At 56.6% G+C, this 11,821-nt stretch carries 12 protein-coding genes; 9 read left to right on the top strand and 3 right to left on the bottom strand.

Going from position 1 to position 11,821, the window contains the following annotated elements:
- From M3I53_RS36130 to M3I53_RS36095, 8 genes are all read left to right on the top strand, one after another.
- Positions 1-213, top strand: a 213-nt coding sequence (locus tag M3I53_RS36130; RefSeq protein WP_254318348.1) for a transposase domain-containing protein, incomplete at its 5' end; no start/stop codon positions are given.
- A gap of 100 nt (positions 214-313) precedes the next feature.
- Positions 314-1,402: a hypothetical protein gene (locus M3I53_RS36125; protein WP_254320558.1), complete on the top strand. Its 1,089-nt coding sequence runs from the start codon at positions 314-316 to the stop codon at positions 1,400-1,402.
- Positions 1,403-1,404: 2 nt separating this feature from the next.
- Positions 1,405-2,040: a gamma-mobile-trio protein GmtX gene (gmtX, locus tag M3I53_RS36120; protein WP_254320557.1), complete on the top strand. Its 636-nt coding sequence runs from the start codon at positions 1,405-1,407 to the stop codon at positions 2,038-2,040.
- A gap of 127 nt (positions 2,041-2,167) precedes the next feature.
- Positions 2,168-2,353 carry a hypothetical protein gene (locus M3I53_RS36115; RefSeq protein ID WP_254320556.1) on the top strand — a complete coding sequence of 62 codons (186 nt, stop codon included), beginning with the start codon at positions 2,168-2,170 and terminating at the stop codon, positions 2,351-2,353.
- Positions 2,354-2,391: 38 nt separating this feature from the next.
- Positions 2,392-3,714 carry a hypothetical protein gene (locus M3I53_RS36110; protein WP_254320555.1) on the top strand — a complete coding sequence of 441 codons (1,323 nt, stop codon included), beginning with the start codon at positions 2,392-2,394 and terminating at the stop codon, positions 3,712-3,714.
- A 69-nt stretch (positions 3,715-3,783) separates the two neighbouring features.
- Complete coding sequence (locus M3I53_RS36105) at positions 3,784-4,212, top strand: hypothetical protein (protein ID WP_254320554.1); 429 nt, start codon at positions 3,784-3,786, stop codon at positions 4,210-4,212.
- Between the two features lie 72 nt (positions 4,213-4,284).
- On the top strand, positions 4,285-4,575 hold the full coding sequence (locus M3I53_RS36100; protein ID WP_254320553.1) for a hypothetical protein: 291 nt from the start codon (positions 4,285-4,287) through the stop codon (positions 4,573-4,575).
- Between the two features lie 103 nt (positions 4,576-4,678).
- Positions 4,679-4,957, top strand: a complete 279-nt coding sequence (locus M3I53_RS36095) for a hypothetical protein (RefSeq protein WP_254320552.1) — start codon at positions 4,679-4,681, stop codon at positions 4,955-4,957.
- 287 nt (positions 4,958-5,244) lie between these two features.
- Here M3I53_RS36095 and M3I53_RS36090 read toward each other — a convergent pair whose 3' ends face one another.
- Genes M3I53_RS36090 through M3I53_RS36080 form a run of 3 tightly spaced genes read right to left on the bottom strand, consistent with a single transcriptional unit; the run spans position 5,245 to position 8,104 of the window.
- Positions 5,245-5,640 carry a hypothetical protein gene (locus tag M3I53_RS36090; RefSeq protein WP_254320551.1) on the bottom strand — a complete coding sequence of 132 codons (396 nt, stop codon included), beginning with the start codon at positions 5,638-5,640 and terminating at the stop codon, positions 5,245-5,247.
- A 32-nt stretch (positions 5,641-5,672) separates the two neighbouring features.
- Positions 5,673-6,914 (bottom strand): CHAT domain-containing protein, encoded by a 1,242-nt coding sequence (locus M3I53_RS38535; protein ID WP_254320550.1) that lies wholly within the window; start codon positions 6,912-6,914, stop codon positions 5,673-5,675.
- The gene (locus M3I53_RS36080) at positions 6,911-8,104 is read right to left on the bottom strand and encodes a hypothetical protein (protein ID WP_254320549.1); all 1,194 of its coding nucleotides are present in this window, start codon (positions 8,102-8,104) and stop codon (positions 6,911-6,913) included. Before M3I53_RS36080 ends, M3I53_RS38535 begins: the two co-directional genes overlap by 4 nt.
- Positions 8,105-8,628: 524 nt before the next feature.
- On the opposite strand from M3I53_RS36080, the gene M3I53_RS36075 reads away from it, so the two are divergent.
- Positions 8,629-11,799, top strand: coding sequence for a hypothetical protein (locus M3I53_RS36075; RefSeq protein ID WP_254320548.1), 3,171 nt, complete (start codon positions 8,629-8,631; stop codon positions 11,797-11,799).
- The last annotated feature ends 22 nt before the right edge of the window (positions 11,800-11,821 follow it).

Here is an 11,821-nt window from a genome sequence, read left to right as displayed (position 1 = left end):
GCCATCGGTCGGGCCAATTGGTTGTTCGCAGGTTCACTGCGAGCGGGGCAGCGTGGCGCTGCGATCATGAGCCTGATCCGCTCGGCACAACTCAACGGGCACGACCCGCACGCGTATCTCAAGGACATCCTCACGCGTCTGCCCACGCACAGGGCCAGCGACATCGCCGCGTTGTTGCCGCATCGGTGGCAACCGAAACCCACAATCGCCTAACCTCGTTCGTCAACACGGGATCGCTGGCCGCTTACGGGCAAACTACGATTTGCACACCCTGCGGGTCTCCCTCATCACGGCGTATGCCACGGAGGGTGGCGTGCCGATACAGATCCTTTCGAAGTGTGTTGCCGGACATGCGACGATCCTGATGACCCTCTATTACAACAAGCCGGGGGCCGCGCACGTTACGGAGGTTCTGGCCGAGGCGCAGCAAAAGGTTCAACGCGCGGAGACCAGCAATTTCCTCAGGTTTCTGCAAAACGAACAGGTGAGGAATGCCAGCTCGTTGGTCATCTCGAACGACCGCGCGGGGGCAGCGGCCCTCGAACAAAGCGCGCCAGGATCATGGATCGTTGGCGATATTGGCATTTGCCCGGTTGGCGGGACTCGCTGCGAACAGGGCGGGCAAGTTCAGAACAGCACCGCGAGTAAACCCTTGTACTCGCCGGTGCCGGGCGGCGCCAAGAATTGTGTTCGCTGCCGGTTTTTCATAACTGGGCCTGCTTTCCTCGCAGGGCTCGTTGCCCGCTTCAACGCCGTTGGTGTGTCATTGACGACAGCAGCAGAGCGACTGCGCACGCTTGAGAAAGAAATCTATCGATTGGAGGAAGCAGCCTTCGATGGGCGCGATCAGGACCAGTCCGACAAGATTGGCCTTGCCTATGATCGGCGGGATCGCGTCCTCGACGAGGTCGATTCTATTGCGCACACGTGGCATGCAAATTACCGTCTCATAGAGCGTTGCAAGGTGGCCATGTCGACGGCGGGTGAAGCGGAGGACAAGAAACTTGCTCTTGTACTGGGTGGCGGGCTTGCTGACTTGCGGGCGGCGTTGGCAGAGTGTACTGAGTTCGAGCTATATGACGCGGTTTGCCAGCGTGCGAACGTCTACCCCAACGAGAACGTGCTCGTCGCTAATCTCCGGCGAGGGCGCTTGCTCGATGCTCTGTTGTCGCGCAATGGCCGGACGGCCGTCTTCGCCGCGCTATCGGAAGCCGAAGCTTTGGCAGTGGGCAACCAGTTTGTCGAACTGTTGATGGCGCGTGTCGGGCGGGCCGACACTAACGCACTGGTCGAAGGTCGTCTTCTGCTTGATGAACTGGGGATGACGGACGAAGTTGAGCGATTGTTGTCCGTCAACAAGGTGGCCTCAAGCCAACTTCTCGAACTTCGGAAAACGGCGTAACTATGACGAAGACTGAACCAACTGCGTTTCTCGAAGAGCTTTGTCGAAACGTACACCCGCGCACGGAAGCCTCGCTGCGTTTGATTTGTGCGATCTGCCAGGAGCAGAAGAGTCGTGGCAGCGCAGACTACTCCGTTGCAACGATCGGCAGGTTGTCGGCCGAGCGCGGTGGGCCAAGTGCCCCGGCGCTTCGGAACAAGACCGGCGAGAAATATCGAGCACTCGTTGCCGCCTTCGCGGAGCATGCGGGCGGCAGGAAAAAGAAGGTGTCAGCGGCCAAGGCCTCCGCGGCGGAGGAATTGCTGGAGGGAATATCGGACCCCGTCTTGCGAACCCGAATCAATCTGCTCGTTGCTGATCTTGAATCGACGCGCGCCCAGCTGCTAGCGGCCCGGCATATCGCTGCCCAGAAAGCGATCCTCGTGCTGGGCGATCCGGCGCAGGAACCGCCTTCCGTTGTGGGCAATGGAGCGGAGCTGACCGCGCAAGAAAGGAGGGCTCTCGCGGCTTCGATATCCGACAAGACGATGGACCATTGGGCCTGGAAAATCGACAAAATCGGCCGCGTTTTGACGGACAGCGGTCAGGTGGTGTTCCCGGCTGGCTTCGCTTCTGCAATCCGCAAAATCCTCGCTTAGCCACGGCTCGAAATATGAGAGTCATATCTGCAAACCACCGCGCCGCATAGGTTGTGATATCTGGCACTTGTAAAAACGCATCTCGATCACGTTGCCCCATACTTGGATGTATCGCAACGAGAGCTATATGAAGCCGTTGCTGCGATCGACCTATCCTATTGATGCATTTTGCATACATTTCGACGAGGTTCGTCGTTTGGATCTACAGACTCATGCGCAGATGCCGATAAAGAAGGGTTGGGCAGGAACTGAAACGGATTTCGGGGGCCTGGCCAGTGGTACTTCTTGTATCGACCAACCGCTGAAAACGTGAAGCCGTAGTCGCCTACTTAAATTGGAGATGCGTTGGATATGTTGCACCCCACGTTGATAAAGATATTGACGGAGCTACGGCAACTGGCCGAGTCAGTGAAAGCCACCACGAGCGAGCTACGTCCATCAAACATCATTAACAACAACAACTTCGGGATTGTCTCAATCGACCGTGACGAACTTGCCGCTCGCGCAAGTGCGCTTGCCGATCTGATTGAGGCGCAGGGGCGCGACGACGTTCCCGACGAAGATGACCTTTTGAAATATGAACAGCGTCTACAAGTTCTCAGGACTCATACTGCGCCGCAACTTTTTAACGGAAACGCCGCGAACGCAATTCCGGCATACTTGTTCACATTGGACAGCCTTGAACGTGTCCTGCGTCCAGCTTTGTCTTCCGGGCCCGAGAATGTCGCTGCCGATGGGAAAGTGCTGCGAGCATTGAGAAGCAGGATTCGATCGCTGACAGCAGTATGCGATGATCTTGAGCCGAAGCTCGATAAGCTCCAAGAGATGGCGGACACAATCGTTCGTGCCTACGACGCAGCTGATCGGCTACCGACGGATCTGCAAGCTTTGCAAGAGGCGCGTGGCGAAATCAAGTCCCGTCTGGATTCTGCTAAGCGAGATAGCTCTGAGATTGAGCTGGCGCTCTTCTCGGCAAAGAGGGCTAAAGAAGATTTGGATACACGCTCGTCGGAAGCAGCAAGGATTATCGAAAAATGTGATAGCGCGATGCGGGCATCAACAGCAGTTGGGCTCGGTGCTGCTTTTCACGATCGCGCAGTGTCACTCAATTGGTCTATGTGGCCATGGATCGTCGGATTACTAGGCGCCCTTGGGGCAGGCGCGTATTTTGGAGGGCAACAGTTCCATCAACTCTTGGCGGCAATTCAGGAATCCACCTCTCAGACAGTGGTGTTGACCCGCGTAGTCGTATCGCTGTTGTCGATCGGGGCGCCGGTGTGGTTTGCCTGGATTGCTACGAAGCAAATTGGCCAACGCTTTCGTTTAGCAGAGGACTATGCCTACAAGGCATCCATTTCGAAGGCTTATGAGGGATATAGGCGTGAGGCAATCGAACTTGATGCCGAATTTCAGACGAAGTTGTTCGCGTCGGCCCTTGCCAGATTGGACGAACAGCCTCTCCGATTCGTCGAACATGAAACTCATGGTAGTCCATGGCACGAACTGCTGTCGTCCGACGTGTTCAAGGAAGCTATTCGTATTGCCCCAGAACTGGTCGGCCGCTTCTCAAACATTGCCCGAGATACTGTCGAATCCGCAAAGGCGCTGAAGCGAAAACCGAATGTAAAGAGCACGGCAGATGCAAGCGCTGAAGCGCAAAAAGTAGTTGAATAGAAAATAAGAAAAGCACTTGTCGCAAGAGCGCTCCGCACGGCCGGCAGCCGAAAATGATCAAAAACGACAATGACGAAAGCTCTCGTATTTGCTGGAATGCTCGCGTTCGCTGGGGTTGCCAACGCCATGACAATCACGACCGAGGGACCGTTTAACGGTGAATGGATGCAGATCGCCGAGGGCACTGTGCGAGACGGACGCACCATGTCGATCTACTACAAACCATATAGCCCGTTTAAGGACAACGATGACCATACGATGACGGCGTGGATCTACGCGTATGTCCCACCAAAGGGGACTCTGAAAGAATACGGAAGCTTTGATTACACAATCATCGATTGCAAAACGTACAAAGCGGCAACGCTGACCTCTATGGCCTGGAGCGGGACGAAACTCGCCCCCGTGGATGTGCTAGCCGGTGGTTGGCCCAAGTGGTTAGAACAAAACCCAGGGCCATATAGGGATGCGCTAATCGTGCTGTGCAAACTGCCACATTGAAGCCGGAATAGACATACCGCTTTTTCATCAACGAAGCGTAGTCTAGGAAAAAAAAGGATAAGGCGAGAGGCCATGTCGACAATCACCGAAAAAAACAAACTGTTTTCTGGTTTCCCGAAGTACCTGATGTGGTGGCTAGTTTTCGCCTTTGTCGGCGGCGCATTGCAGCCTGTCACACAGCAACTCGACCGCTTTTGGACGGTTAAGCTGTATCAATCGTTGTCAGGCCTTCCAGTCGGTCTTATCGCCGTCGTGATGTTACGCTCGCTCAGAACTTTCTCAATGCGGGTAGAAAGCGAAGCTACACATGGACGATTGCCGTCGTCGTTTGGATCGTGTCGAAGTTCCTTGTGTTTGGAATAGCCTAGGCTCTTGCCGCATGAGCGGGCAACACCGAGTAAGCGTCGAAACTGATCGGAAAACAGCCGATGGCAGTCTTCTACAACAAAAACCGGGGAGAGGGCACATGAATATTAATTGGCTTGATATGGCAGGTCTGTTGGTCGTCTTCTGGATAGCTGTTGACCGGATCAAGAAACTTGAAGCTGAGAATCGCCGGTTGGCAGTTCAGTGCAACACAAATGAGATGAACATCAAGAAGCTGTGGTACTTCCGCGACATTGAAGCTCATGAACTGGACCCTGCGCTATCGAGCGAGCAGCGACGGGAGATCAAAGCCGAAGCGGATGCGGTGATGCAAGAGCTTGCGGACAGAAACAGATTTCTTATGAAAGCTAGATCGTAGACACATCGGAAAATTGCAGTATCCGCACGCTCCCGCTGCTTGGCTGTGAGCGGAGCGAACAGGGAGCGTGCAGACCCTTCACCAGACGGAAAACTGTCCGGATGGCCGTCGGGGATCCAGACATTTGGCGTTCTATCAGTTGACAGCCGATCTGTAATGTCAAAACATCGTCACACTCCGTGCGTGCGCAACGGCGCAATATCGGTGGCGAGCCAGGCGAGCGCTTCCGGTGCGGTGCTAGCCGCTCAGGCGGGAGCGCGGGCGATGGCGGCTGTCACCGACGTTGCTCAGCCTTGACTCGCCTTTCGTTTCAGTTTGAGTGAGATGCTTCCTTTTCCCGAGAGCTTTCCGCCTGTTCCCAGCAAGCCGATCTCGCCCTCCGCGCCAACTTCCACCGACAACTCGATCTCGTCGAGCGCGTAACCGGCGAGGACTTGAGGGACCCCGTCGATTGCCGTTTCCATCGAGGCGAGGAACGACTTCAGGTTGCTCTGAAGCTTTTCGGGTGGCACCTTGGCTCGACGTTCAGCCCAACCGAAAACGCGGGTGCCGTCCAGCGTCTCGTCAGTGGCGAGCTTGCCTTTTCCGGCAGGCGCCGATGCCAGCCGGTTCTCATAGACAACGACGGTGATGTCGTCGCGATCATCCGTCTTTTTGGTGCCGATGCCGCTCTTCTTTGCCATGGTTTCTCTCCTTATGTGCAACGTGCGCCGTGTTAATGCAGCCGGATGTCAGGGCTGCCGTACAGGGTGTACAGCAAACCGCCGGGGTTGTTGAAGCGCTCGAGCAGATACCGCCGCGCTCGCCAGATCGCCATGCCGATAGGACGTCCCCGCAGCGCGTCCCGGTACACGCGCGTGGCGAACTCACCCGCAATCCGGTCAGGCAGCAGCGTTTCTCCACCAATCACATGACAGTAGCCGCGTCGAATCAGCAAGCGCAGCAGCGAGTCGTCGCGGGGGTTCAAGCTTGCCGACGTACACGCGTTTAGGAAAACTAACGGAAGACCGGCCACGGTCGCGTCCGGCACCTCGTGCTGCGCCAGCGCTCCGCGTAGATCCACGATACGCACGCCCAGGCCGTCGCTCACTTCGAGCTCTGCCAATGCGCCCGCACCTCCGGCCCGGTAGTGACAGCAGAAATGGACGACGGGGCGGGGGCTGTCCGGAGCGGATCGACTCTTTTGGGGCTGCAGGAGGATATCGGCGAGTTCGCTGACCGCATCGCATTCGTCGGGCGGATCGTCGCCAGGCCAGAGCGTATGGGCATCGATGAGTGCGGTCTTGCTGCGAAAGTAGGAAAGTTGGGCCTCGATGCCAGGTAGTACGGAGTTCCCACGAAATGCCACGACGCTAAGCGGTGTTTTGCTGGCTTTCTCCCGGCTCGCCTCGCCGTCCGGGCGGCGTCGCCTGACGATGACCGCCGACATGCCGAGATAAGCGAGAAAGTCGTTCGGCGACGCGGCGCCGGGCTTTCGGGGCGCGGTCGCATCGGCCGATTGAACTAGAGGAATGAGTTCGAGCGGTAGGTGCCACGCAAGAGGAAAGGCGTCGTCCGCGCTCAACTCGATCACGGGAGGTGCACCATTTCGCTTACCCGACGCAATGGTGACGGGCGTCAGAAACGCAGACAGCGACGTCACGAACCTTGCCGGGCTGCAGTCGGACTGTTCGAGCAACAAGTCCAGCATGCCGTACGCGAGCCACTTGAGCCGGTCGAAAGCCTTCGTCATACGCGCTGCATCGAGCTGAACCGTTCCTGGAGGCGAGACGGCTATCCTGAACTCCTGCAACAGATGAGGCAGATCGTCATTGATGGCTTGAATCCGCCGGTCGACATCGTGTAGAACGAAGTCCTTCGTAGCGCCGCTGGTCAGCAATTTGAAGCGCAAGAGCGCTCGGCCTGCCTGTAGCGGCTCCAGATGAATCAGCACGTCGGTCCTGGGGGCGTCTTTCACGGCAGACTCGTCCACCGCACCGGGAGCGTGGCCACGGCACAGAAGAGACTTGCCTGATAGACGAACAGCGCCAATTCGGGCGCGCTTGTCTGCGCGTCGGTTTCCTCAGGCGACTTATAGGTGTCGACGTTCCGCGGAATCCACAGCTCGAACGGGACGCTCTCTTTCGACTGCCGCTCGACAGTGACGGAACGTTCCAATGGTCGCACGTCGGGCAGAAAGTCTAACTCCAGCCGAAGCTCGAACGGCACCTGCTGCGCCTCGATGCCACCATCGATATGAATATTCTGAATGTGCGAGGAGTGGCGCCCCGTCCACAGCGCACCGGGCGCGAAGAGCGCGCGCAAGGTGTAAGTGTGACCGTGGTCGAGTTCGACATACGACCCCGACTCACTGTTGAAAACACAGTTGCGGCCGGAGGAATCCGTGACTTCCAGCAGCACCGTGCCTTCGAAGTTGATTGGCACGGGTGTTGCCAATGCGTCGAGAACGCCTTGCTTGACAGCGCCGCTGAATTCGGGGGAACGCGAGTCGATCTGTCCTGCGCGCTGTATTTCGGCAAGAAGGCGCTCGAATTTTCCCTCCACACCGCCGAACACATTCCGTGAAAGGTAGCCTGACGCTACGCCCAGGATCAGCAATCCCCAAGGGTTGAAAATGGAGAGCCCTGGCGGTTCAGCAATGGCAAGGGGGATGAATAAACCGAACACGCTCGCGGCACCCAAACCCATGAGTAATCGTGAAGCGAAGGTAATCAAGGGATTGATGCCGTACGGAACCGCAAGACCAGAAACTTCTTCGCGTTGCAAGGGTTCTGGCGCGGAAGCCGCGAGTTCGTCGAAGCGCTCGCGCATGTATTGCAGGTAACCGCCCGTGAGCCCCGCCAGGAGGACGCAGCCCATGACGAGCGCTTCACTTGGCAGATGGCGGCCAAACAGCGAAACCTCCGGCGCTGTGACACGAATTGCCGCCTCGGCCCCCGCGCTCGGCGCATTCTGCGCACTCGTCAACGCTGATCCTTCCGGAGCGGAGGCTGCTATGTGTGCGCGCTCGCCGGCCGCCGTGCGGCTTGTCGCCTTCCCGCTTTGCAAGAGCGCCAGGCAACCGGCCAGCATCAAGACAAAGAGCACGCCACCCACGACTAGCGTGACCAGATCGACAAGGCCCCTGCGCGATCGAACCTGCTTCATTGATTAGCCTCTGCCGATGTGTCATGGCTCCAGGCGAAAGTGGTTTGGCCCAGCACGGGGAAAACGCTGCCGTACCACGGTTGGTGCTCGCGAAACGCTGTCAATTGAACCGGCTATAGGCTATTGGAGAGGAGAAAGCGGGTCAACAAAGGCCGTGTGCGAACCATAGGCAAGTCATAACAGGCAATGATGATTTCAGGCTCGCAGCGAGGCGGGGAGTCGTCTGTGCGCTGACGCACGCTTGAGTAACGATCGATCGATCCAATAGCTTGACTTTCGATCTCTGCAATCGTTATCTCTTTATGAGCTGCATAGATTCGAGAAGCGAAAAATCCGCGCATCTTTACCAAACGATTCGCACCATTCTGTGTCAACGAGCCTAGCAGGTTTGTCAACGTCAGTCGCGTGGGAAGGCCACCCGGTCAGCAGCCTAAACGTGCGCGGGAGGCGAAGCAATCCCAGTTAGGCGTCTGGCGTCTCGCTCGTTGAACGTCTCGCTTCCGCGGTCCTTGACGAGTGAGAACATGCCATCTAAATCAAAGCGGTGTCTGTTTGGCGCGCATGGCTTCGCCGATCAACTCAGGCGGTATGCCGAAACAGGCGCCTTCGATTCGCCGATGACGGGCATCACGGTCGACCGGCGCGTGGACCTTACCGGTACGACCTTCAAGAAGGGACTCGTTCTCCGGGACATTCACTTCTGCGCGGAGCTCATCCTTGCGGACTGTAAGTTTGAAGGCCCGGTGTGGATGGACGACTGTTGCCTTTCCGAAGGACTGGATTTGTCGCAGTGCCACGTCGAAGGCAGTATATCGATCACCAGTTGTCGATTCATCCGACCGGCGCCCGACGCTGCACTCGTTATCCCCGCGCTTAGCGTGGCCCGGAGTGTCATTTCAGGCAACGTTTCGGTGGTCGATACCCGCATTACCGGGTCGGTGTCGGGGCGGGCCCTCCGCATAGGCGGCGATCTTTCTTTCGCCGCTTGCCGCGTTACCTCAAGGGCATCGAACGCTAGTGGGGCAGTCGACCTTGCGGACTGCAAGATAAAAGGCGACGTTTCATTTGAAACACGCGAATCGAAGCTTCCGCCGCAACTGCTGGTGTACGGTGAGAAATGCGCGGTGTTAAAAGATAACCTACGGCGCAAGCGATCCGTTATCAAGGCGGAAGAAGACAAATCTTCCCTGAATTTCACCAACGCATGCGTGGGTGATTCGATCAACCTTTCGAATGGGAGGTTCGACGGGTCCGTCATCCTGGAAAATGTTAAATGCAGACTGGTGTCAAGTTCCGGTGACCGTATATGTGTGAAAAATTCGCCAGAAAATCGTCGTATTGAATACGAAACGGCCATAATAAATGGACATCTTGATTTCTCGGATTCCGAAGTCGGATACATTCACCTGTACGGGACACAGGTGCGTAAGGCGGTTATCTTTATCGCCGGAAAATCCGGGCAGATATATATCGATGACTTCTGTTCGGAAGACACGCTATACGTCAAGCACGCAACGATCGGCGCGTTCTACATGACTTCGTGGCGGAGCATCGATTTTGTTCGGTGCAATGTTTCCAGGATCAACGAAGAGGATATCTCTCACGGATACAAGGCCATTGAAATTACTTCATCGACAATAGAAAAAGAACTGTCGTTCTGGCCTGGAAAGTCAACATTGAACATGATTGAGGGAAAATATAATAAAGGAAAAACTGATAATTTTCCTGTTCCGGATCCGGAGTCGGGACTGAAAGGCGACCGGTGGAGCCGCCATCTTGAAGCGAAAGGGGAGATTCGCATTGCGAATTGCAAGATACACGGTGACCTTGAGCTAACGGGAATACGTTTAACAACGAAAGACACGAAGAAAGGCAGAATCTTGATTTCCGATACGGAAATTGACGGGCGTGTTGCTTTTGGTGCGCCTGCGTCGTTCCTTGCTCGCTCACATGGCGAATCCCTCTTGTTGCGTGATCTGGCGACGTGCCATGTCTTGGTGTTGATATCCGCGTCGTGCTTGCGGGTTTCCTCCGCTGCACCGCCCGAGGATTGGGCATCGTGCCATTCACTCGAGCTGCAGGCAGTGACTGCGGGCGACATCGATCTGAGAGGCGTGCGTGTCGGAGAAGTGGGTCACGTCCCACATCGGGATTTCCGTGTGGACATTGTCTACGGCAAGATCAGACGATGCGTCGAAACCTATTTGCGTCTCGAAGCGGCGCAGGTTACGGCGGCCAAAAACGCGCTGAAAGAAAGTCTGGGCTCCCCAGAAAGCTACCGTCGTCGCTTGCTCGAGGCGCTACTCGGCCGCGAGATCGGCGCGGGTGCGGGAGAAAGCGTTGAAACACACGTGACGCACGTATCGATAGGCGGTGCGCTCAATCTGCAGTACTCTGAGGTCGGCCAGCTCAAGGTGTCGGACGAGTTGTTCAAGGGGAATTCTGGGCACGAGAATCCGCACGATACCGGGTTGGTGCTGGACTTCGCGAAAATACGCAATCTCACCGTTGCACTGGTCAAAAAGACAGCAACGAAGAACAAGCAGATTCACAACGGCTTCCCCAAACTCATCAGCTTGCACGAAGTCCAGGTTGACGCATGGTTTCTCGAACCTCTGCATCTAGAGCCGAAGTTCAAGTGGACCGAGAGCGAGCCAACGAATGCAGCGTTATATCTGGACCTCCTCGACAATGATCCGGAATTTCGGATGTCATCGTACACCGCTGTTGAACGTTCGCTTCGCAACCGCGGTCTTGACAAGGAGGCTGACCGTATCTATATCGCCGCTCACTTCCGGGATGCACGAACGGAAAAAAAGCCGGATAAGAAACCACGATCGCCCACATGGCACGCAAATGCCTGGCGCCGCATGAGACTTTGGCCATGGCGCAAGGGGGACGGGAGATACCGCGAAGAACGATGGTTGAAAGGCTTCCCTCTTTTTCGCCTGAAGCGAAATCCATGCGAGACAGCCTTTGGGCTGTCGCTTTTTGTGATCTGGAGCATGGGGTTCGCGTTCGCGACCTGGTTGATTCTTCACGATTGGAGCGGTTTGTTTGGATCGGAACGGCTCCTTGGGGCGATCATCTTGTTTGTCATTCTGGGCGTGCTCGCACCATTTTCTCTTAGGATCTTCATCGATCGACTGTATTGGTCTTTGCTCGACTACGGTACTGGTGCAACGCATCTCGCTGGCATCATTTTCCTGTTAATGCTTGTGTCGTTTGTGTTTGTCTCGGGCGAGCGCCGGAATTTCGAACCGACCATTCGGGCGCAGACTCTGGGAGCGCTCCAGGCACGGAGCGGGATATATCTATTGAGTCGCACTCTTGAAGCCCGTAGCCCCGCAGAAGAGGAAGAGCATCCCACCGCAGAAGGCTGGACACTGGGCGAACGGCTATGGATGACGCTCCAGTACCATGTTCCGCTCGTACCGGTGGTGGTCGCGGAGGAATGGCAGGCGTCCCGATCGCCATTGAGAATAACACGGCCATTTGTGGCACAAGCTAACGATGAGCGGTGCGTGCGCTCGCGCTCGCATGACGTCGAGGAATGGTTGCCCGGTTGTGAGCCGGTGGCGCGTGGCTTTTGCCTGAAAGCGCGAGACTGGTTCGGGGCCATGGAGTGGTTGAACTGGATACTTTGGCCGTTGTTCCTTCCATTCCTGATTCGCAAGCTTCGGCGCGACCGCTAGCGGTGGCTCGGCGCGTTGTTTC

Source organism: Paraburkholderia sp. CNPSo 3272 (assembly GCF_024206495.1).
Classification (GTDB): domain Bacteria; phylum Pseudomonadota; class Gammaproteobacteria; order Burkholderiales; family Burkholderiaceae; genus Paraburkholderia.
This window is presented reverse-complemented; position numbering and strand designations above follow the sequence as displayed.